Annotated in this window: 18 protein-coding genes; 10 read left to right on the top strand and 8 right to left on the bottom strand. The window is 73.3% G+C overall.

Features of this window, described 5'->3' with window-relative positions; all coding sequences use genetic code 11:
* Window positions 1-219: 219 nt before the first annotated feature.
* A complete protein-coding gene (locus E1211_RS18960) occupies window positions 220-834 on the top strand; it encodes a VOC family protein (RefSeq protein WP_132350340.1) in 615 nt (204 codons plus the stop codon).
* Between the two features lie 114 nt (window positions 835-948).
* On the top strand, window positions 949-1,515 hold the full coding sequence (locus E1211_RS18955) for an NUDIX hydrolase (protein ID WP_132350339.1): 567 nt from the start codon (window positions 949-951) through the stop codon (window positions 1,513-1,515).
* A 3-nt stretch (window positions 1,516-1,518) separates the two neighbouring features.
* Here the strand turns inward: E1211_RS18955 and E1211_RS18950 are convergent, their stop codons facing one another.
* Complete coding sequence (locus tag E1211_RS18950; RefSeq protein ID WP_132350338.1) at window positions 1,519-2,940, bottom strand: helix-turn-helix domain-containing protein; 1,422 nt, start codon at window positions 2,938-2,940, stop codon at window positions 1,519-1,521.
* A gap of 586 nt (window positions 2,941-3,526) precedes the next feature.
* On the opposite strand from E1211_RS18950, the gene E1211_RS18940 reads away from it, so the two are divergent.
* Window positions 3,527-3,676, top strand: a complete 150-nt coding sequence (locus tag E1211_RS18940) for a hypothetical protein (RefSeq protein ID WP_243709594.1) — start codon at window positions 3,527-3,529, stop codon at window positions 3,674-3,676.
* Complete coding sequence (locus tag E1211_RS32595) at window positions 3,673-3,846, top strand: hypothetical protein (protein ID WP_165947288.1); 174 nt, start codon at window positions 3,673-3,675, stop codon at window positions 3,844-3,846. The genes E1211_RS18940 and E1211_RS32595 overlap by 4 nt, the downstream gene beginning before the upstream one ends.
* Window positions 3,847-3,871: 25 nt before the next feature.
* On the opposite strand, the gene E1211_RS18935 is transcribed toward E1211_RS32595, so the two are convergent.
* The gene (locus tag E1211_RS18935; RefSeq protein WP_132350336.1) at window positions 3,872-4,564 is read right to left on the bottom strand and encodes a permease-like cell division protein FtsX; all 693 of its coding nucleotides are present in this window, start codon (window positions 4,562-4,564) and stop codon (window positions 3,872-3,874) included.
* Between the two features lie 422 nt (window positions 4,565-4,986).
* Between E1211_RS18935 and E1211_RS18930 the strand changes: the two genes are divergently transcribed.
* On the top strand, window positions 4,987-10,605 hold the full coding sequence (locus tag E1211_RS18930) for a GH92 family glycosyl hydrolase (RefSeq protein ID WP_132350335.1): 5,619 nt from the start codon (window positions 4,987-4,989) through the stop codon (window positions 10,603-10,605).
* Between the two features lie 66 nt (window positions 10,606-10,671).
* Here the strand turns inward: E1211_RS18930 and E1211_RS18925 are convergent, their stop codons facing one another.
* The 3 genes from E1211_RS18925 to E1211_RS18915 all read right to left on the bottom strand — a co-directional run bounded on the left by E1211_RS18925 (window position 10,672) and on the right by E1211_RS18915 (window position 13,924).
* Entirely contained in the window at window positions 10,672-11,772 is a 1,101-nt protein-coding gene (locus E1211_RS18925; RefSeq protein WP_132350334.1) for an L-dopachrome tautomerase-related protein, read from the bottom strand.
* A 240-nt stretch (window positions 11,773-12,012) separates the two neighbouring features.
* Window positions 12,013-12,579: a hypothetical protein gene (locus tag E1211_RS18920; RefSeq protein WP_207915425.1), complete on the bottom strand. Its 567-nt coding sequence runs from the start codon at window positions 12,577-12,579 to the stop codon at window positions 12,013-12,015.
* Entirely contained in the window at window positions 12,572-13,924 is a 1,353-nt protein-coding gene (locus E1211_RS18915; RefSeq protein ID WP_132350333.1) for a molybdopterin-dependent oxidoreductase, read from the bottom strand. The genes E1211_RS18920 and E1211_RS18915 overlap by 8 nt, the downstream gene beginning before the upstream one ends.
* A 184-nt stretch (window positions 13,925-14,108) precedes the next feature.
* Here E1211_RS18915 and E1211_RS18910 point away from each other — a divergent pair, with 184 nt between their 5' ends.
* The gene (locus E1211_RS18910; protein WP_132350332.1) at window positions 14,109-15,173 is read left to right on the top strand and encodes an NAD-dependent epimerase/dehydratase family protein; all 1,065 of its coding nucleotides are present in this window, start codon (window positions 14,109-14,111) and stop codon (window positions 15,171-15,173) included.
* A gap of 49 nt (window positions 15,174-15,222) precedes the next feature.
* Here the strand turns inward: E1211_RS18910 and E1211_RS18905 are convergent, their stop codons facing one another.
* Window positions 15,223-16,608, bottom strand: coding sequence for a hypothetical protein (locus E1211_RS18905; protein WP_132350331.1), 1,386 nt, complete (start codon window positions 16,606-16,608; stop codon window positions 15,223-15,225).
* 145 nt (window positions 16,609-16,753) lie between these two features.
* On the opposite strand from E1211_RS18905, the gene E1211_RS18900 reads away from it, so the two are divergent.
* The 3 genes from E1211_RS18900 to E1211_RS18890 are packed head-to-tail and all read left to right on the top strand — an operon-like array spanning window position 16,754 to window position 18,758.
* A complete protein-coding gene (locus tag E1211_RS18900; protein WP_132350330.1) occupies window positions 16,754-17,443 on the top strand; it encodes a glycosyltransferase family 2 protein in 690 nt (229 codons plus the stop codon).
* Window positions 17,440-18,120 (top strand): DUF2064 domain-containing protein, encoded by a 681-nt coding sequence (locus E1211_RS18895; RefSeq protein ID WP_132350329.1) that lies wholly within the window; start codon window positions 17,440-17,442, stop codon window positions 18,118-18,120. Before E1211_RS18900 ends, E1211_RS18895 begins: the two co-directional genes overlap by 4 nt.
* Window positions 18,117-18,758, top strand: a complete 642-nt coding sequence (locus E1211_RS18890; RefSeq protein WP_132350328.1) for a bifunctional 2-polyprenyl-6-hydroxyphenol methylase/3-demethylubiquinol 3-O-methyltransferase UbiG — start codon at window positions 18,117-18,119, stop codon at window positions 18,756-18,758. The genes E1211_RS18895 and E1211_RS18890 overlap by 4 nt, the downstream gene beginning before the upstream one ends.
* A gap of 19 nt (window positions 18,759-18,777) precedes the next feature.
* On the opposite strand, the gene E1211_RS18885 is transcribed toward E1211_RS18890, so the two are convergent.
* Together E1211_RS18885 and E1211_RS18880 are read right to left on the bottom strand one after the other, a co-directional pair.
* Window positions 18,778-19,803: a sensor histidine kinase KdpD gene (locus tag E1211_RS18885; protein ID WP_132350327.1), complete on the bottom strand. Its 1,026-nt coding sequence runs from the start codon at window positions 19,801-19,803 to the stop codon at window positions 18,778-18,780.
* On the bottom strand, window positions 19,796-20,488 hold the full coding sequence (locus E1211_RS18880; protein WP_132350326.1) for a response regulator transcription factor: 693 nt from the start codon (window positions 20,486-20,488) through the stop codon (window positions 19,796-19,798). Before E1211_RS18880 ends, E1211_RS18885 begins: the two co-directional genes overlap by 8 nt.
* A gap of 161 nt (window positions 20,489-20,649) precedes the next feature.
* Here E1211_RS18880 and E1211_RS18875 point away from each other — a divergent pair.
* Window positions 20,650-22,010 (top strand): Hsp70 family protein (locus tag E1211_RS18875; RefSeq protein WP_132350325.1); only part of this gene is annotated, 1,361 nt, incomplete at its 3' end.

The following is a 22,010-nucleotide window of genomic DNA, read 5'->3' as shown; positions in this document are numbered from 1 at the left end:
CGACGGGGCGGGGGTGATGCGGCGAACGGGGCACCTGGCACCTGCGGACGCAGTAGGTTGTAACCGAGTCCCCGCCTCGTCGGCGGCTGTCGTGGCGACACCCGGCGAGCGGATTCCGGCGCGTGGTCGCAGGAGGGCCAGGCGGCCGATCGGGACGTCCCACTGACATGACGCCGCGGATGTTGTGCAAGGTGCGGTGACCGAGCCAGGGAGGCGACGATGCCGGGTGCCCGGAGTGACGCGGCGAGCATCGAGAACGTGGACATGAAGCTCGAGGTGGTGATCCTTCCGGTCGCGGATGTGGACCGCGCGAAGGAGTTCTACGGCCGCCTCGGCTGGCGGCTCGACCAGACCCCACCCGGCATCGTCCAGTTGACGCCGCACGGCTCGGGTTGCTCGGTCCAGTTCGGCCCGGACCTCACGTCGGCCGCCCCCGGTTCGGCCAAGGGCTACCTGGTGGTGTCCGACCTCGAAGCGGCCCGCGACGCCCTGATCGGCGCCGGGGTGGAGGTCAGCGAGATCATGCACGTCACTCCGCAGGGTCCGGCCAGCGGCCTGGATCCCGAACGGCGCAGCTACTTCTCGCGCGCCACGTTCAGCGACCCCGACGGCAACACCTGGCTGGTGCAGGAGATCACGACGCGGCTCCCCGGGCGCGTCGAGGCCGAGGAGACGTCGTTCGCCTCGGTGAGCGACCTGGCGAACGCGCTTCGTCGCGTGGAGGCCGCCCACGGCGAGCACGAGAAGCGCACCGGCCAGGCGGACCCGGACTGGCCCGGCTGGTACGCGCAGTACATGGTGGCCGAGCAGGCGGGCACCGAACTGCCCACCTGAGCCGCGTGTCGGCCGCTAGGCCCGATCCAGCCTCGATGTAGGCGGATGCCCCAGGGGGCACTGCCGTCGGCGGCGTCCGCGGCCCTCCCGGCGTAGCTGACCGATACTTGCCGGGTGACGGAGAAGCCTACGACCGAGTCGACTCGGTGGACGATTCACGGCGAGCGCGTGGTGGACGACACGCGACGATCCCGCTTGAGTATCGCCGAGGTCGAGCTGCCCGACGGCGTCCGCTTCGAGCAGTACGTGATCCGCGCGCCTCGCTCCGCGATGGTCGCCGTCCTCGATGACCGCAAGCGGCTGTTGATGATGCGGCGACACCGGTTCGTCTTCGATCGATGGGTGTGGGAGCTTCCCGGCGGCTACGTCGACGACCAGGAGGCGCCGGAGATCTGTGCGGTGCGCGAGGTGGAGGAGGAGACCGGCTGGCGGCCCCGGGAGGTCGAGCCCCTGCTGAACTTCCAGCCGTGGGTGGGTACCGCCGACGCGGAGAACATGTTGTTCCTGTCGAGGGCCGCGGACAAGACAGACACTCAGGTGGACGTCAACGAGGCCGAGCAGGTCGCGTGGATCCCCCTGGACGAGGCGCGGGATTTGATCCGGACGGGGGACATCGTCGGCGCGGGGTCGGTCATTGCCGTGCTGGAACTGGTCGCCCGCTCGGCCTGCGGCGAACTGTAGCTGTCAGCGGCGGGCAGCCAGGGCGACGTCGACCTGGTTGACGAACTGCCGGACTGCTGGCCGCGTCCGGTAGAGGCTCAGCTGGTCTTGTAGATCGCGCATGTAGCGGATGGCTCGCGTCGAGTGCAACGTCGTCGTCAGCGCCAAGGCTTCGGCTCCGATCGCGCACGCGCGGTCCGGCTCGCCGCGTTGAATTTGTACGGATGCGAGGAGTGCGAGATTGAAGGACTTCCCGCGTACGTAGCGCTCGTCCATGCGTAAGGAGCGTGTGGCGAAACGCTCGGCGTGCACTGGTTTGCCGAGAGCGTGGAAGCAGTGTGCGAACTTCGCCGACAGATATGCCTCGTCGAAATAGCCGAGCCACTGCGGATCGCCGGTGCGGTCGGCCCGGTCGAGTGTCTGCTCGGCCAGATGAAGTGCCTTGGCGCAGGCCTTCTCATCGCCGCCGACGGCGTGTGCGTGAGCCTCCATGACGTGCGCCTCGGCCGTGAGTACGGCGGAACCGGCGCGGTGGGCGGTCTCTCGTGCCGCCCGGGCGAGTTCGACTCCGGCGGAGTTGTGGCCGAGGTATGTGGCCTGATGGCTCATCGCCGCCATGATCTCTGCCCCGATCCTGACGTCGTCGGCTGCGCGTGCCAGGTCCAGCGCCACGGTGAGGTATCGCTGGGCGACGCCGTGCTCCGCCAGGTCGTATGCCTGCCAGCCGGCGAGTTGAGTCAGCTCGGCTACGGCGCTCAGCAGTTTGCGGCCGGTTGCCGGCTCGTAGCGTCCCTCGGTGAGGAGCGGAGCGACATCCTGGTGGAGGTAACGGGCTACGGCGTCGCGGGCATGCCCGCCGCCATGCTGGTTGTCCAACTGTCGATAATTCGCCGACATCGCGCGAATGGTGTCGATGTCGGGTGTGCCGACCACACGTCGACCCGAGGCGGCGATGTGCTGATCGGCGGGTGCGGTGAACCAGCGGAGCGCAGGCAAGGCATAGCCGACCGAGTTGAATGCTAGTCCTCGGATCACGGCTCTCCGGTTCATGTCGCCATCCCACAGTCGTGTCGCATCGCGGACCTGGATTCGCCACCTTTGACGGGTCGGCGTGCCACTCTTCCGCTGCTCCGTGGACGGGTCCATGCACTGGTGACATGTTCTGGAGCGCGGTGCCAAGCCGAGTGCCATGCGTGACCCATCGGGCATGCGGAGACCGTCGGCGATGCGTTCCAGCACCTCGATCGAGGTGACCTTGCGGCCGGAGATAATCCGGCTCACGTATCCCTGCTCCAAACCGACCGCCGCGCCAACTCTGGTCTGGCTGGCACCGGTCAATTGGCTGATCCGACGGAACAGCTCGCCCACGTCACGCCGACCGACCGCGTCGCGGATGACGGTGTCCGACCACACGTCGTCAGGGATCCGAAGCGGATCGAGCGACAAACCAGCTCCCGAGCGTCATGAGATAACTACCGAAGGTGCTAGCTGGGGAGCTTAAGGGAGGTATCGAGGCAGGTCGAGAGGCCTATGTCAGGGTGACATGGCAGGCCGACATGGGTTCATTCGCGATTTGGCGGGATGGTCCCAGGCATGTGTCCCGGTCGTGCGCACCGCTTCTGGCAAGAATGGGCGACTCAGGTGTCAGCCAAGCCGCAGGAGAGCGTGAGACTCCAGTGGTCGGTGACTGGATGAGGCGCCATCCGCTGTCGGCGCCGCGTCGCGTCACCTACGACGACTACCTCTTCGCAGCGGCGATGACTCTGGTACGGCGGCACCGACCAGTGTGGTCGTGGCGGCGGTGGCGGCGTGCCTGCCGTTGTGGCGCTGACCTACCTTGTCGTGTCCGTCATCGTCTCCCGATCGGCCGCGATCAGTGGCCGGGCGAGGCGTAGCGATGGTGAAGGGACGGGCGGCGGATAACGGACGGGTGCCGTCGACGTCCGTGCGGGTTCGCGGATGCATGAGCGCGCATGGTCCCGTACTGCCGATCTGGGTCTGTGCCGGGTGCGGCCTTCCGTGGCCCTGTCCGGTGCGGCGGCGTGAGCTGCGGGCGGAGTTCTCGGGCCGCGGGGCGTCCCTCGGGCTCTACCTGGGTGCGCAGCTCGTACGTGCGACCGAGGACCTGCACTGGTTGCCGGCGGAGGTGCTGCACCGCCGGTTCCTCGGGTGGATCCGGTGAGCATGCTGCGGTCCGGGGACGAGAAGTTCCACTACAGCGACGGATCCCACCGGTGGATCCCGCCGGACCCGGACTACGACCAGGAGGTCTGGGACGAGCAGGTCCGCCAGCACAAGCTGGGCCATCTGCGCAACGAGCGCCCGAAGGTCCGGGTTCGGCGCCTCGGGTGACCGTCGGCGTCGCAGCTGCGGCTGGTCAGAGCATCGTCGCCGGCACCAGTTCCATGACGTCGACGCCGTCGAGCCCTATGAGCTTCGACATTCCGGGCGACTTCTTGTCCAGGGGGAGCGCGAACCGCACCGAGTCGCGCATCATCTGTCGGTCGAGCCGCGTCGCCAGGTCACCCTTGCCCGCACACTGCTCACGCAGGCGCTCGTACGCCGCATCGGGCTTCTCGACCTCGATCGATTCCGCATGCGGCAGTGCCTGGACGGCCTTCTCCACGGCGGCCAGCCGCTCAGCGGTGGCCGTAGCCTTCATCCGGACGATCACCCCGATCCGTGACGGCGGCGGATCGGCGTCGGCGATGCGGAGCACGACGGACCCGACATGGTCGACCGAGCCCATGACGAGTTCGATCGCCTCGGCGGCCAGCGGGTCGGTGACGGTGGCGTGGAACGACTCCGGCACGTACTCGGGCTTCAGCTGCGCGAGCAGGTCCGGGTCGTCGGCCAGAGCCTCCTTCTGGCGTGCGTACGCCTGCTCGCGGCTTTCCAGAGCGACGCCTTCGATGCTCGGCATCGCGCGCAGTCGCTGCTCCACGGCGCTCTTCTGTTCGGGCGTCACGTCCTGGTCGAGGATGACGGTCATCGTGGTGTGACCGGAGTCCGTCGGCTCGGAAGTGCAACCGGACACGGTCACCAGGAGCAGGGAGGCCAGCACCGGCACGACACGACGCATGGGGTCGGATCGTAGTTGATCGAGGGCTTGCCGGTGGACCGGCCGGGAACGGTCGGACGACCACCTCCGATGTTGCGGTTTGATCAACTCGTTGACACGGCGGCGCTCCGGCCGGGACTATCAGCGACGGTTCGGTGGCCTGCCCTCGGTGGGCCGTTGGTCCACATGACAACGATGTCAGGCCGCGACCGCGGAGGAGAGCACCATGCCGAGACCGGCGGGTCCCGCAGCAGGGCAGCGAGCATCCTGTCCGGCGGCGCCATGACGGCCTGACGCTCGCTCCGACGGACGGTTCGACCGCCTGAGCACCTGGTAACACGATCCACACCCGACGGACCGCGCATTCGCGGTCCGCATCACCACCACCTTCGACGTACTCGACGCGGATCGAGTCGAAAGGCCCTACCTGCATGTCGTACCCCTCATTCGCGCGCCCCTCGTCGCGCCGGCTGCTCGCCGCGGTGACCGCGGCGCTGCTGCCGGCGGGAGTGGTCGTCGGCGCGCCCCTCGCGAACGCCGCGCCCGCGGCGGCCCCCGGAAACTTCAGCTCCTCCTTCGAGTCCGCCGACCCGCAACCCGCCGCGAGCACCGTCGAGGTCGGCCGCGACGGCAAGCCGGTCCAGGCGAACCTCAGCGGCAAGGTCGCCACCCTGACCGACAGCCTGCTCGGCAGGGTCACCGCGGTGACGGCGAGCGCGGAGAACCCGCCGAACGAAACCGCCGCCATGCTCGCGGACGACGACTCGTCGACCAAGTGGCTGGCGTTCGAACGGACCGGCTGGGTGACCTACCGGCTCACCGAGCCGGCCGTGGTCGCGCGATACGCGCTGATCTCGGCGAACGACGCGCCGGGCCGCGACCCCAAGGACTTCGTCCTGCAGGGCTCCAACGACGGTGACACCTGGACCGACCTGGACAAGCGCACCGGAGAGAAGTTCGACGGCCGCTACTCCGCCAAGATCTACAACACCACCAACAAGACCGCCTACGGTTACTACCGGCTGAACGTCACCGCGAACTCCGGTGACGGGCTCGTGCAGCTCGCCGACTGGAACATCGGCGACGGCTCCGACGTCCGGCCGCCGTCGAACCCGATGTTCAGCGAGCTCGGCGCCGGTCCCGCCGACGGCTACACCACCAAGCCGGGCGCGGGCTTCACCGGAACGGCCGCGCTGCGCTACGCCGGTGGCGCCGAGGGCGACGGCCGGTCGTACGCGACGAACAAGCTCTTCGACGTGCACATCCCGGTCGGGCCGGAGACCCGGCTCTCCTACAAGATCTTCCCCGAGTTCACCAGCGGCGACGGGCGGTACCCGTCGACCTACGCGGCCCTCGACCTGCACTTCACCGACGGCACGTACCTCAGCGGCCGCTCCCCGCTCGACCAGCACGGCTACCGGCTCACCGCCGCCGGTCAGGGCGCGGCGAAGGTGCTCTACGCCGAGCAGTGGAACGCGGTGCAGACCGACGTCGGCGCGGTCGCGAACGGCAAGACCATCGACCGCATCCTGCTCGCCTACGACAACCCGCAGGCCACCGGGAAGACCCGGTTCCAGGGCTGGCTCGACGACGTCGAGGTGACCGGCTCGCCGACGCGGATCGACGGCTCGAAGCTCACCAACTACGTCGACACCCGGCGCGGCACCAACTCGACGGGCGGCTTCTCGCGCGGCAACAACCTGCCGATCACCTCGGTGCCGAACGGCTTCAACTTCTTCACGCCGGTGACCGACGCGGTCTCCGACTCGTGGCAGTACCACTACGCCCGCTACAACAACGCGGCCAACCTGCCCACCCTGCAGGGCCTGGCGATCTCCCACGAGCCGAGCCCGTGGATGGGTGACCGCAACCAGATGTCGGTCATGCCGGTCCTCGGCGACGCAAACCTCACCGGGTCGCCCGCCAGCCGGGCTGTCGCCTTCCGCCACGAGGACGAGACGGCGCGGCCGGACCACTACCGGGTCGCGTTGCAGAACGGCCTGGTCGCCGAGGTGTCGCCCACCGACCACGCCGGCGCCATGCGGTTCACCTTCCCGTCCGGGCAGGCCACCGGGAGCCTCGTCTTCCACAACGGCACCTTCACCATCGGCACGGACGGCACGTTCACCGGCTGGGTCGACAACGGGAGCGGCTTCTCGGCCGGTCGCAGCCGGATGTTCGTGGCCGGTGCCTTCGACCGGGCGCCGACCGCCGCCGCCGCGACGTCCGCGACCTTCGACGTCTCGGCGAACCGTCAGGTGACGATGCGCATCGCGACCTCGTTCCTCTCGGTCGACCAGGCGCGCAAGAACCTCGACCTGGAGGTGACCGGGAAGAGCTTCGACCAGATCCACGCCGCCGCCACCGCCGCCTGGCAGGAGCGGCTCGGCCGGATCGAGGTACGGGACGCGAGCGAGACGCAGCTCGTGACGCTCTACTCGAACCTGTACCGGCTGAACCTCTACCCGAACTCGCAGTCGGAGAACACGGGCACCGCTTCCGCGCCGCGCTGGCAGTACGCGAGCCCGGTCTCGGCGCCGGCCGGCACGTCGACCGCCACGCACACCGGCGCGAAGATCGTCGACGGGCAGATCTACGTCAACAACGGGTTCTGGGACACCTACCGCACCGTGTGGCCGGCGTACTCGCTGCTCTACCCGGACGTCGCGGCCCGGATCGCCGACGGCTTCGTCCAGCACTACCGTGACGGTGGCTGGATCGCCCGCTGGTCGTCGCCCGGCTACGCCGACCTGATGACCGGCACCAGCGCGAACGTGGCGGTGGCCCAGGCCTACCTCACCGGGGTGAAGCTGCCCGACCCGCTCGCCGCGTACGACGCCGCGGTCAAGGACGCGACGGTCGCGTCGGGGCGCAGCGAGGTCGGCCGCAAGGGCATCGAGACCTCGCTCTTCCTCGGCTACACGCCGACCTCCACCGGCGAGTCGGTGTCCTGGGCCCTGGAGGGCTTCATCAACGACTACGGCATCGGCAACATGGCCGCCGCCCTGGCCAAGGACCCGGCCACGCCGAAGTCGGAGCGCGCCCGGCTCAAGGACGAGTCGGCGTACTTCCTCCAGCGGGCCCGCAACTACGTCCACCTCTTCGACCCGGAGACGAAGCTCTTCCAGGGCCGGGACGCCGCCGGGAACTTCCTCGACGGTGACCCGCTGGACTGGGGTGGCGTCTACACCGAGACCAACGGGTGGAACTTCGCCTTCACCGCCCAGCAGGACGGCCAGGGCCTGGCCAACCTGTACGGCGGGCCGAAAGCGCTGGAGAAGAAGCTCGACGAGTTCTTCGCCACCCCGGAGAACGCCGACCGTCCCGGCGGCTACGGCGGCATCATCCACGAGATGCTCGAGGCGCGGGCGGTGCGCCTGGGTCAGCTCGGCATGAGCAACCAGCCGTCGCACCACATCCCGTACATGTACGACTTCGCGGGCGCGCCGGCCAAGACGCAGGCGATCGTCCGGGAGATCATGCAGCGCCTCTACGTCGGCAGCGAGATCGGCCAGGGCTACCTCGGTGACGAGGACAACGGCGAGATGTCGTCCTGGTACGTCCTCAGCTCGCTGGGCATCTACCCGCTGCAGGCCGGGTCGTCCCAGTGGGCCATCGGCTCCCCGCAGTTCACCCGCATGGTGGTCCACCGGGAGAACGGCGACATCGTCGTCAACGCGCCGAACAACAGCACCAAGAACGTCTACGTGCAGGACGTCAAGGTCAACGGCAAGAAGCAGCGCGGGCTCTCCGTCGACGTCTCCGCGTTCACCCGGGGCGGCACGATCGACTTCCGGATGGGCGCCGACCCGTCGTCCTGGGGCAGCGGCAAGAACGACGCGCCGCCGTCGCTGACCAAGGGGAACGACACGCCCGAGCCGCTGCAGGACACCACCGGCCCGGGGCTCGGCACCGCGACCGCCACCGGCGGCCAGGACGCCTCGAAGCTCTTCGACGACTCGTCGATCACGCAGCTGACCTTCAGCTCCGGTACGCCGCAGGTCAGCTGGGCCTTCCGCGGCAAGAAGCAGAAGCCGGCGTACTACACCCTCACCTCCGGGGCGGCCCAGGGCGACCCGGCGGACTGGCGACTCCAGGGCTCCAACGACGGCATCACCTGGACCACCGTCGACTCCCGCAAGGGTGAGGTGTTCCGGTGGCGCAACCAGACCCGCCCCTTCAAGATCGACAAGCCGGGCCGGTTCGCCCAGTTCCGGCTCGTCGTGACGAAGACCGTCGGCGCCGCGCAGCCGAACCTCGCCGAGGTCGAACTGCTCGCCGGCGGTGACCTCGACCTCGGCGGCGGCGACATCGCGGTCACCGCGGCGGGCAGCGTCGACGCGCGCGCCGGCGCGCCCGTGTCGGTGCCGCTGGCCACCGTGACCGGCGGCGACGCCGAGGGCTACCGGGCCACCATCGACTGGGGTGACGGCTCGCCGGCCACCGAGGGCACCCTGACCCTCAGCTCGCGCGCCGTCTACAGCGTCAGCGGTTCGCACACCTACGCCACGCCCGGTCACCACCAGGCGAGCGTCACCGTCACCGACGGTGCCGGGCAGGGCGCCGCGACCGTCGGCGTCGACGTGACCTACGCCCCCAGCGGCGGCCTCGTCGCGTCCTACGACACCGTCTGCATCGGTGACGAGGGCGTACGCGCGGCGAACTGCGACGCCAAGCAGTGGGCGTACTCGCGGGCCGCCCTGACCGCGGCCGGGGTGACGCAGGGCGAGCGGCACCAGGTGCCGGGCACGTCGCTGCACTTCACCCTGCCGGCGATCCCGGCGGGGCAGGCGGACAACGCCACCGGCAACGGGCGGACGATCGCGCTCGACCTGCCCGACGACGCCCGGAACATCTCGTTCATCGGCGCCGGCACGCAGGGCAACCAGAGCACGACCGCAACGGCGACGTTCAGCGACGGCAGCACCGCCGGCATCCCGATCCAGCTGAGCGACTGGACGCTGGGTGGCAACCCGAACGGCACGCCCTCCTACGGCAACCTGGTCGTCGCCAAAACCGCGTACCGGCTGCACGGCACGAGCCGGGACGGCGCCCAGCCGTTCCTCTTCGCCACCGCGCCGTACCGGATCCCGGAGGGCAAGACGCTGGTCTCGGTGACCCTGCCGACGCAGACCGGTGACCCCGGCTCGACGGGCCGGATCCACGTGTTCGCCGTCGCCGACGACGGCACGCCGGCCGCCGAGCTGGCGATCGCCGCCCCGAAGGACCAGACGGCCACCGCCGGTCAGCTCCTCTCGGCGAACCTCGGCTCGGTCGACGGTGGCGTCCCCGACGCCTCCGGCTACCGGGCGCGGGTCCAGTGGGGTGACGGCACGGTTCCGCAGGACGTCACGGTCGACGCGACCGGGGCGATGAGCGGAGCGCACACGTACGCCCGGGAGGGCACCTACACGGTGCACGTCACCGCGTGGGACACGCGCTCCAGCAGCACCGCCACCTTCACCGTGACCGTGGGCGGCGGTAAACGCCAGCCGACGATCGCGACGTCGGCGTCCGCCACGGTCGGCACCGGCGACACGATCACCGTCAACGGCAGCGGGTTCGCCGCCGGCGAGCAGGTCACCGTGACGCTCGGCACCAGCCCGGCGCGGACCATGAAGGTCACCGCCTCCTCGGCGGGTGCGGTGCGGGCCTCGATCGCGACGTCCGCCGCGGCGCGGCCGGGCCGCTACGCGGTCACCGCCACCGGCACGTCCTCGCGCACGCCGGCGACGGCCACCGTCCAGGTGACCGAGCCGGCGCAGCCGCGGACGTACCAGCCGCGGGCCGGGCTGCTCACCACGTCGGGACCGCGCGGCACGGCGATCATGGTCGACGGTCACGGGTTCGCGCCGAACGAGGCGGTCACCGTCCGCTTCGGTGCCGGCCTCGCGACCAGCATCGTGCGGGCGAACGCGGACGGCGTCCTCGCCGGTGTGATCGTCAGCGTCGCCGGCGAAGCGAAGGTCGGCTCGACCAGCGTCACGCTGACGGGCGCCGACTCGAAGACGCGGATCACGTTGCCGTTCCGGGTCACCGGCTCGAACTGAGCCTCAGGTAGTACCACCGCCGTGGGCGGGCCGGGTGTTCCCGGCCCGCCCACTGTCGTTCGCGGGTCAGCGCAGCAGCACCGGCCCGGCGTCGATCGGGGTCCGGAACAGGGCGTACGGCTTGCGCCGCCGATCCTGCCCGCCCTGGTAGGTGGCCTGCCGGTGCAGTTGGTTGGCGGTGACGTAGAGGTGCCGGTCGGCGGCGACCGACAGGGTGTCCGGCCAGAGCAGGCGTGGGTCGTGCAGGAGCGTCTCGAACCGCCCGTCGGGCAGCCGCCGGAACACCGCGTTGTGCTCGTAGGCGGTGAGGTAGATCCGTCCCGCGTCGTCGCTCTCCAGCCCGTCCGAGCCGGTGCCCTTGTCACCCTCGTCGACCACCGCGTCGGCCACCTCCTCCTCGGGCAGCGACGGGTCGGCGAGGGCGTCCGTGGAGACGCTGTACCAGCGCCGCGACATCAGCGGGCAGTAGTAGAGCCGGGACCCGTCGGCGCTGACGGCGATCCCGTCGGAGCCCATCGTGACCGGTTTCGGCGGCCCGTCCGGCGGGCGTTGCAGCAGCGGTCGCCCCTCGACCATCGGCCGGTAGCCGTGCAGCGACTCGGCCTTCGTCGACGGGTGGTCGTGCAGCCGTCGCCACGAGCGACCACTGGCCAGGTCGACGACCACGATGCCGTTCGGGCCGTCGCTGGCGGAGTCGGTGAGGTAGGCCAGCCCGGCCGCGCCGCGCCGCAGGTCGAACCGGACGTCGTTGAGGTAGCTGCTCGGCAGCACCACGTCGGGCGGGAACGTGATCACCTGAGCGACCTGGTCGGTCTCCAGGTCGACGCGGACCAGTTTCGGGCCGCCGGGCTTCGTCGGGCGGAACATCGGGCTGCCGGTGTCCACCACCCAGAGCCGATCGGCCGGATCGACCACCACGCACTGCACCGACACGAACGCCTGCGCGTCGTCGTCGCCACCGGGGGAGTTCCACCGCTCGTCCGGGAACGGCACCTCCCGCCCGTCGCGCAGCTCGGCCACGGCGGCCGGCGGGTCGTCACCCCACTGCGGGTAGTTGACGAAGATCCGCCCGGTGTGCGAGACCGTCACGCCGGTCGGCATCGGCCCGGTGAAGGTGTGCACCAGCTCCAGCTCACCGACGGGCTCCTCGCCCACCGGCCCGTTCACACCGCGCTCCCGGCGACGTCGCCCGGGCGGTGCGTGGGCCTGGCCAGGCTCTCCATGGACGTACCCCCCTCGGTGCTGACGCGGACCACCCCCGTGCTTCCCGGCGACACGCAGCTGAAACCGTCCCACCGACCGGCCCGCGACGTCAGGGAAGGAGTGGCTCCCCGTCGGGAACGAGGCCGCGACCTCCCGGAAGTTACGTCGATCTCGAATCCGTCCTCGGCGCGCCCGCCAGCACGGTCACCCTCGCTCGGCCGGGTCACGGCTGCAGCGAACCGTTCGCCACCGGGTCCACCTGATCACCCACACCACGGCGCTGAGCAGGAACAACGCGCCACTGACCGCCAGCCAGCGGCCCAGGAACGGGGTGCGTTCCTGGCCGGTCGCGGCCCGGTAGGTGTCCGCGCCCCAGCCGAGCACGCCCGGCAGGTAGACGAGGAAGAGCAGGCCGGCGCCGAGCGCCGGCAGCCGAACGTGGTTGAGCAGCGCCAGCCGGACCGCCGCCCGCCCCGCGTCGTCCGGCCCCGGGGCCGACGCCGCCGGCCGCACCCCGACCGATGCCGCCGGTCGGCGGGGTACCCCGGCCGCGGCGCGCAGCCCCCGGTCGACCAGCGCGTACAGGGGGAAGAGCACCAGGTCGTGGAGGACCACCGCGCCGACGAACCAGAGCAGCATCCGCCCGGCCGTGGCCTCGCCGGCCACCCGCAGGGCCACCCAGCCGGTGACCACGAAGCAGAGCAGCAGGACGAGCAGGTGCCGAGGACCGGCGCCGTAGCCGGCCCGCAACCGGGCGAACGCCTCACCCATGGGTGCGGAAGTCGATGTCGGCCACCCACTTCGTGCAGTGCACGCCGGGCAGCGCCGGGACGATGATCCGCGCCGGGAAGCCGTGGTCCGGGGAGAGGTCGGCCCCGTTGACCCGCAGCGCCAGCAGCGAGTCCGGATCGCGCACCTGGTTCGCCTGGAGCGTGGCCCGCCGGAACAGCCCGGTGCGCTCCAGCGACTCGACGTGCGCCGCCGCCGGGTCGGGCACCCCGGCGAGGGCCGCGAGGTCGCGCAGCCGTACGCCGGTCCAGGTCTGCGTGGTCGACCAGCCCTCGACGCAGGCGATCGGCAGCCGGGCGGTGTGCTGCGCCATCGCGAGCAGCCGGGCCCGGTCCAGGGTCACCGTGCGCCCGCCACCCCGCAACGTCAGCCGCCAGCCGGGGCCGGTGTCGGCGGGCCGGATGCCCGCCGCCGCGGCGCTCCGGTTGATCTGGAACCCGTTCGGCCCGCTACCGGGGTCGTGACCTCGGGGCAGCAGCCAGGCCGTGCGGCGCACCGGGCCGTCGAAGCTCTGCCCGACGGTCAGCGCGGCCAGCATCAGCGAACCGCCGCCGACCAGGGCGACCGCGCCGCGCCGGCTCACCGTGGGCGGGCCCGGCCGGGTGGGCACCAGCCCGTCCGGGTCGGGCGGCTCGGGCCGGGTGGCGGCGCGGGGCGTACGCAGCTCGGCGCCGGCCGGTCGGGACCGCAGCGCCGTGACCAGCCGGGGCAGCTTCAGCACCACGTGCGCCACGAGCGCTGCGGTGAAGACCCAGGCCCCGAAGTAGTGCGCCGTGTAGAAGTCGAACCCGAAGACGTACGCGTACTGCGTGTTGAGCAGGCCGGTGGCGATCTGGAAGAGGATCCCACCGACGAGCAGCAGCAGGGAGAGCCGTTCGAGCACCTGCGCCACCGAGCGGGCCGGCGGCCAGTCGAAGAGCTTCGGCACCACAGACCAGAGCTTGGCCAGCACCACCGGAACGATCACGATCCCGAGCCCCACGTGCAGCCCCTGGGTGAGGCGGAACAGCCACGCCGGCCGGGTCGGCCAGTCGAAGTGCGGCAGCCGCAACCAGCCCACGTCGACGGGGAACGCCTGCCCGAACTGCGGGCTGTACGCGGCGTAGTCCAGCAGGCCGGTGACGATGACCAGCGGCAGCGTGACCAGCAGCACCAGGCCGTACACCGAGGTGAGCCGCGGCCCCCGCAGCGGGCTGCGCCAGCCCGTGGTGACCGCGTCGGTACCGGGCGGCCGATGCCGGTCGAGGGCCCGCCAGAGCCGCCGGGGCACCCCGTAGCCCCCGGTCGGATCGGCGCGTTCCCCGGTTGCCGGGTCGCTCGTGGGCACTGCCCCTCCTCGGTCGAGTGGTCGATCTCCTGGTCATCGTGGCCGACCACCGGGCCGGGTGACCGCGTTTGCCGCATTACGGAGGGCTTACCGGTCGGCCGGACGGGTGCGACCTGTTGCGAACTCCTTACGGGCCGGCCGCATCGGCCCGTCACGCCGGCCGGTTGACCTACCGTCACCCGACATGCGGGTACTGGTCACCGGCGCGGCCGGGTTCATCGGATCGCAGGTCGCCGACCTGCTCGCCGACGAGGGGCACGAGGTGGTGGCGCTGGACGCGCTGCTGCCGCAGGCCCACGGGGCGGAGACGCCGCAGTGGGCGCGGCGGCACGAGCTGGTGCGGGGGGACGTCCGCGACGGCCGGCTGCTGGACCGGCTGCTGCCGGGTGTGGACGCGGTCTGCCACCAGGCGGCGATGGTGGGGCACGGCCTCGACCCGGCCGACGCGCCGGAGTACGCCGGCCACAACGACCTGGGCACAGCGGTGCTGCTGGCCGCGATGTACCGGGCCGGCGTGTCCCGCCTGGTGCTGGCCAGCTCGATGGTGGTCTACGGCGAGGGGCGGTACCACTGCCTCGCCGACGGCGTGGTGCGCCCGTCCCCACGTCGGGCGCGGGACATGGCGGCCGGCCGGTACGACCCCACCTGTCCCCGCTGCGGTGACCCGCTCACCCCGGCGCTGGTGCCCGAGGACGCCCGGCTGGAGCCGCGCAGCACCTACGCGGCCAGCAAGCTCGCCCAGGAGCACTTCGCCGCAGCCTGGGCCCGGCAGACCGGCGGGGGAGTGTGGGCGCTGCGGTACCACAACGTCTACGGCCCCCGGATGCCCCGCGACACCCCGTACGCCGGGGTCGCGTCGATCTTCCGGTCGGCGCTCGCCGCCGGGCTACCGCCGCGGGTGCTGGAGGACGGCCGGCAGCGACGCGACTTCGTGCACGTCACCGACGTGGCCCGGGCGAACCTGCTGGCGCTGGCCGCGCCGCCTCCCACGGCCGCGCTGGTGCCGGTGAACGTCTGCTCCGGCGAGCCGCGCACCGTCGGCGAACTGGCGCAGACCCTGGCCGCCGCGATGGGCGGCCCGGCCCCGCTCGTCGTCGGTGGCGCGCGGGCCGCCGACGTGCGGCACGTCGTCGCCGACCCGGGCCGCGCCGCCGAACTGCTCGGCTACACCGCCCGGGTCGGCTTCGCCGAGGGCGTGGCGGGCTTCGCCACCGACCCGCTGCGCGAACCGGCCGCCCTGTCGGCCTGACCCGCCGTGCCCGGCCGCCGGGACGGCACACGACCACGGCCGGCCGGCGTCAGGAGACCGTCCAGAGCAGGTGGTTGACGGCGAGCGCGGTGGCCGCCTGCCCGGCCAGCCACCAACGGCGCGCCCCGGCGGGCAGCAGCGCGGCGGCCGCCAGCAGCCAGACCGCGAACGGCAGCCAGATCCGCTCCACCTCGGCCTTGCTCAACCCCGACAGGTCGGCCGCGGCGATCGCCACGGCGGCGGCCAACGGCAGCACGACGGCCGGGCCGGCGTCGCGTACCGCCGTGGCCAGCGCCGCCCGTCGCCAGCCGGCGCGCGCCCCGCCCACGGCCGAGACCACCGCCCGGCGCAACGCCGGCCCCACCACCGGACCGGCGGAGAGCAGCAACGCCGCCAGGTTCGCCCAGACCCAGTAGGCGTACGGCCGTTCGGCCGCCCAGCCCTGGTAGTAGCGCTCGACGACCAGCCGGTACCCCTCCCACCAATGGAAACCGGCAAGCGTGAACGCCGCCGCCACGGCGAGCACCCCGGCGCCGCCGGCGAGCAGGGCCCGCAGCCGGGCCGCGGGGCGCAGCACCAGCACCGCCAGCGCGAGCACCCCGACCAGCACGAACCCGTACGAGAGGTAGAGCGCGAAGCCGAGCAGCACGCCGCCGAGCGCGGCGGCGGTGGGGCCGCGTACCGCCAGCAGGGCGAGCCCGGCGGCGACCACCGCGGCGAAGAGCGCGTCGCCCGACGCCCCCATCCACACCGCGCCCGGCAGCAGCACCAGGAACGGCACCACCGACCGCGCCGCGTCCGGGGCGCCGAGCGCCCGCAGGGTGACCGGCACCGAGATCGCGACCGTCGCCCCGACCAGCACGCAGGCCAGCCCGGCGACGGCGCCGCCGCCCAGCCCCACCCGGTCCAGCCAGACGAAGAGCAGCAGTGCGCCCGGCGGATGCCCGGCGGTGTGGGTAGACCAGGAGTCCGGCTGGAAGTCGAGGATCCGGGAGGCGAACCCGGCGAGCATCGCCGGGATGTCGGTGACCCTCGGCACCTCGGTCAGGTACTCCGCCTGCGCCGTCAGCCGTCGCGCCAGCCCGGCCGACCAGCCGTCCACCAGCGCCAACGACAGCGTCCAGGCCACCGACGCCAGCCAGCCGGCGGCGAGCAGCGCGCCCCAGTGGGCGGTACGCGCCCAGCGCGCCCCCCACCCGAGCACCGCGACCGCGACGAGCAGCGCGGCCGGCGTGCCCCAGCCCAGGTGCGGCCGCCACGTGGCGTAGAGCGGGGCGGCGTCCGCGTACAGGCCCACGCCGCGCCGGTTCAGCACGAACCCCACGCCGACCGCGACCGCGAGCAGCGCGACCTCCACCGCGAGCACCGCGAGGTCGGCGCGGTGACGGTGTCCGGGGGTCCGCCGCGCGGCGGTGAGCGTGGGTGCGGAGACCATGACCCTGGGACGGTACGGCGGCGCGGCGGCTCGCGGGGGCGGAACGGGCGCCCCGTCACCGTCCGGTAAGAATCGTCCGCGCGGTAAGCGTTCGGTAAGGACGTTCCGGCCCCGAACGCCCCGGCCGCGACCTAGCGTCGGCCTCATGCCGACCCAGAACGACCCCACTCCGATCGACGTCGTGCTGCCCTGCCTGGACGAGGCCGCCGCGCTGCCGCAGGTGCTCGCCGCCCTGCCGCCCGGGTACCGGGCGATCGTGGTCGACAACGGGTCGCGGGACGGGTCGCCGCAGGTCGCCGCCCGGCACGGCGCCCGGGTGGTCCACGAGCCGCGCCGGGGCTACGGGGCCGCCGTGCACACCGGACTGGAGGCCGCCCGGAGCGACCTGGTCTGCGTGCTCGACGCCGACGGCTCGTTCGACCCCCACGAGTTGCCGGCACTGGTCACCCCGGTGGCGTCCGGCGCGGCGGACCTCGCCGTCGGTCGGCGCCGGCCGGTCGGCGTGGGCGCGTGGCCGTGGCACGCCCGCGCCGGCACCGCCCTGGTCGCGGCGCTGCTGCGCCGCCGGGGCGTACCGCTGCGCGACCTCAGCCCGATCCGGGTCGCCCGCCGCGAAGCGCTGCTCGCGCTCGGCGTCACCGATCGGGCCTTCGGCTACCCCCTCGAACTGCTGATCCGGGCCGCCGCCGCCGGCTGGCGGATCCACGAGGTGGACGTGCGGTACTCGCCGCGCGTCGCCGGCACCCGCTCGAAGGTCTCCGGCTCGGTCCGCGGCACCCTGCGGGCGACCCGCGACTTCGCCGGTGTGCTGCGCACCGTGGACGGCTCCCGGTGACCGTGCTGCTGGTGGCGGCGAAGGCGCCGGTGCCCGGTGCGGTCAAGACCCGGCTCTGCCCGCCGGCCAGCCCCCTGCAGGCGGCCCGGATCGCCGCCGCCGCGTTGCGGGACACCCTGGACGCGGTCAGCGGCACGCCCGGGGTCACCCCGGTGCTCGCCTGCGCCGGCCGGCTGACCGACGCGGAGGACGCCGCCGGGCTCGTCACCTCCCTGCGCGGCTGGACCGTGCTGACGCAGCGGGGCGGCGGGCTCGGCGACCGGCTCGCCAACGCGCACGCCGAGGTGGCCGCCGCCTTTCCGGCCCGTCCGGTGCTCCAGATCGGCATGGACACCCCGCAGCTGACCCCGGCCGGGCTCGCGTCGGCGGTGCTGCGGCTGGCGAGCGCCGACGCGGTGCTCGGCGCGGCGGTCGACGGCGGCTGGTGGGCGCTGGGACTGCGCGAGCCGCGGGACGCCGCACTGCTGCGTACCGTGCCGATGTCCACCGCTCGCACCGGCTGGCTCACCTGGTCGGCGCTGGCGGAGCGGGGCCTGCGGACCGTGCCGCTGCCCCTGCTGCGCGACGTCGACGAGTGGCCCGACGCGCTCGCGGTCGCCGCCGAGGCGCCCTCCGGCCGGTTCGCCCGGCAGGTCGGTACGGTCCGCCGGGCGCTGGTGTCCGGAGGCCGCGGATGAGCGCCGACGGCTTCGCCACGGCGCTGCGCGACCGTGGCGGCGACGGCCACTGGCTCGTGCACGGCGACGGTGTACGGCACCGGCTGCCGGTTCGCCGCTGGCACGGTCCGGCCGAGCCGGCCACGGCCGAGGTGGTGTCCCGCTGTGCCGGCCCGACGCTGGACCTCGGCTGCGGCCCCGGCCGGCTCACGGTGGCGCTGACCCGGGCCGGGGTCACCGCCGTCGGGGTGGACATCTCCGCGTACGCGGTCGCGACCGCCCGGGCCCGGGGAGCCGTGGCGCTGCACCGTGACCTGTTCGCCCCGCTGCCCGCCGAGGGCCGGTGGGCGCACGCCGTCCTGCTCGACGGCAACATCGGTATCGGCGGCGACCCGGTGGCGCTGCTGGCCCGCTGCCGGAGCCTGCTCGACGCGGCGGGCACGGTGCTGGTCGAGCTGGAACCGCCCGGGCCGGGGCTGTGGCAGGGTGACGCCCGGGTGGCGTCGCCGCGCCGGCCGGGGACGACCACCCTGGGGCCGGCGTTCCGCTGGGCCCGGTTGGACACCCGGGCGGTGCACCGGGTGGCGGCCCACGCCCGACTCGCGGTGCGGGACGTGTTCCGCCGTGACGGGCGCTGGTTCGGCGAGCTGGCCGTGTGACCGCTCCCGGCGCGCGCCGTCAGCCGGCGGCGGCGGGAAGCCGGACCACGAACCGGCACCCGTCGGCCGTGTTCTGCACGTTCACCCGACCGCCGTGCGCCTCGACAAGTCCCCGCACGATGGCCAGGCCCAGCCCGCCGGAGCCCTCCCCGTTGCCGCCCGCGCGGGGCGTACGCGCCGGCTCGCCCCGGAACGCCACGTCGAACAGGCGGGGCAGGTCCTGCTCCGGGATGCCGCCGCAACTGTCCGCCACCGCCAGCCAGGCCTCGTCGTGGTCCCGGCCCCCGTCGACCTGCACGGTGCCGTCCTCGGGGGTGTAGCGCACCGCGTTGAGCAGCAGGTTGCCCACCACCCGGGCCAGCTCGGGCTCGCTGGCCCGCACGGTGGGCCAGCCCGACTCGGCGGCCACGAGTCTGATCCCGCGGGCGGCGGCGAGCGGCGCGGCGCCGGCGAGGGCGTCGGACACCACCTCGCCGAGCGGCACCGAGACCAGGGAGAGCCGCAGCGCGCCCGCGTTGATCCGGGAGAGTTCGAAGAGGTCGTCCACCAGCCGGGTCATCCGGTCGGTCTGCACGCGGATGCGCCGGTGGTACTCGGCGACCGTCGCCGGGTCCTCCACCACCCGGTCCTCGAGCGCCTCGGCCATCGCCCGCAGGCCGGCGAGCGGTGTGCGCAGGTCGTGGGAGACCCAGGCGACCAGGTCGCGACGGCCCTTCTCGATCCGGCGTTCCCGCTCGCGCGCCTGGTCGGCCCAGACGGCGGCGACGGCGAGGCGTCGCCCGAAGTACCAACCGATGGCGAGGCTCACCGCCGCGGCGGCGGCCACCGTGAGCAGCACGACCTGGAGGTCGTGCCGGGAGAGGAACATCGCCCGGGCGACCACCGCCACGCCGGCCACCACGGCCGCCACGGTGATCGTGAGCAGCACGCAGACGTGCACGGTGATCGACCGGTGGCGCAGCAGTCGCAGCGCGAGCGCGCCGGCCAGCCCGACGCCGAGCGCCGCCGCCAGCGCCATCGCGAAGATCAGCGCGAGGTCACGCATGGGCGGGTTGGTAGCGGTAGCCGACACCCCAGACCGTGACGATGCGTCGCGGCTCGGCCGGGTCGTCCTCGATCTTCTCCCGCAGCCGGCGTACGTGCACGGTCACCGTGGACTCGTCGCCGAACGTCCAGCCCCAGACCCGCTCCAGCAGTTCGGCGCGACGGAACGCCCGCGCCGGGTGCCGCAGCAGGTGGGCCAGCAGGTCGAACTCGCGCAGCGTGAGGGACAGCTCGCGGCCGTGCAGCCGGGCCACCCGCGGGCCGGTCGCCACCTCGAGCCCGGCGTCGACGAAGACCTCCGCCACCGGCGGCGGGGGCTCCCCGGCCCGGCGCAGGACCGAGCCGACCCGCAGCACCAGTTCGCGGGGGGAGAAGGGCTTGCCCAGGTAGTCGTCGGCGCCCAGTTGCAGGCCGAGCACCCGGTCCGCCTCGTCGCCCCGCGCGGTGAGCATGACGATCGGTACGCCGTCCGGCCGCTCCCGCAGCCGCCGGCACACCTGGAGCCCGTCCAAGCCGGGCAGCATCAGGTCGAGCACCACGAGATGAGGCCGGCGCTCCCGTACCGCGTCGAGCGCCGCCAGGCCGTCCGCGACGTGGTCGACCTCGTAACCGGCGTGTTCCAGGTAGCGGCAGACCACGTCGCTGACCGTCCGGTCGTCGTCGACCACCAGCACCCGCTGACCCACGTGCACCTCCCCGCGCCCACCCTAGCCAGGGCCTGCGCCGCGCGGCCGGGGCGGGATGTTGCGGGTTCCTTACGGTCCACCGTGGCTGACCGGCCGGTCAGCGGTGCGGTGCTGGCTGCGTACGATGCGCACCGGGCATCGTCACGCGGAGGTATCGGTAGATGGCAGGCCAGCACGAGGGCTTCGCTCTCGGTGTCGACCTCGGTACGTCCAACACGGTGGCGGTGCTGCGCTGGCCGGACGGGCGTACCCGGCCGCTGCTCGTGGACGGTCAGCCGATCATGCCCTCCGGGGTGTACGCCGACCCGGACGGTCGGCTGCACGCCGGGCTGGACGCCCGCCGGCTGGCGCAGGCCGACCCGGGGCGGTACGAGCCGAACCCGAAGCGCCGCGTCGACGAGCCGACCGTACGCCTCGGCGACCGTGACCTGCTCCCCGCGCAGCTGCTCGGCGCGGTGCTGCACGCGGTCGGTAGGGCCGCGGTCGAGGCGGCCGGCTTCCTGCCCCCGGCGGTGCTCACCTGCCCGGCCGCCTGGGACGACGCCCGGCGGCAGGTGCTCGGCGACGCCCTGCTGCGGGCCGGCTGGCCGCAGGCCGCCGAGCACACCCTCGCCGGCCCGACCCCACCCGGGACCCGGCTGCTGCGGGAACCGGTCGCGGCGGCCCGCTACTACACCGAGGTGTTGCGTCGCCCCGTCCCGGTCGGCGAGGCGATCGCGGTCTTCGACTTCGGCGGCGGCACGTTGGACGTGGCCGTGGTACGCAACGAGGGCGCCGACCCGTGGGGTGACTCGGGCTTCACCGTCATCTCCTGCGGTGGGCTGCCCGACCTCGGCGGCCTGGACGTCGACGCGGCGCTGGTCGCCCGGGTCGGTGAGCTGGTCGCCGGGCGGTACCCGCGGCAGTGGGCGCGGCTGACCGCCCCGGGCGACGCCGTCGGGCGCCGCGACGCCGTGCAGCTCTGGGAGGCCGTACGCGGCGCGAAGGAGTCGCTGTCCCGTGGCACCGCCGCACCGGTCGTGGTGCCCGGCGTCGCCGAGCCGGTGCGGCTGACCCGCGACGACGTCGAGCGGGCCGCCCGCCCGTTGTTGGAGCGCGCGGTCGCCGCGGCCCGGGAGGTGATCGGTGCGGCCGGGCTCACGCCCGAGCGGCTCGCCGGGCTCTTCCTGGTCGGCGGGTCGTCCCGGATGCCGCTGGTGGCCCGGATGCTCCACGCCGACCTGGGTGTCGCGCCGACGGTGCTGGAGCAGCCGGAGCTGCCGGTCGCCGAGGGGGCGCTGACCGACCTGCCGCTCCGGACGCCCACCCCGACGGTGATGGCCGCCGGGCCGAGCCTCCCCGCACCGCGACCGACCCCGACGCTGCGCGACGCCGGCCCGGCCGCTCCGGCCCAGGTGCCCGGCTCGGTGCCGGCGGGCCCGGCACCGGAGGCGACAGTGCCGAATCCGGCCGGCGCGCCGCCCGCGCCGGGACTCGCGGCCACGCTGCCGGCCGGCGTCGGCCCCACCCTCCTCGACCGTCC

This window comes from Micromonospora sp. 15K316, assembly GCF_004348525.1.
Classification (GTDB): domain Bacteria; phylum Actinomycetota; class Actinomycetes; order Mycobacteriales; family Micromonosporaceae; genus Micromonospora.
This window is presented reverse-complemented; position numbering and strand designations above follow the sequence as displayed.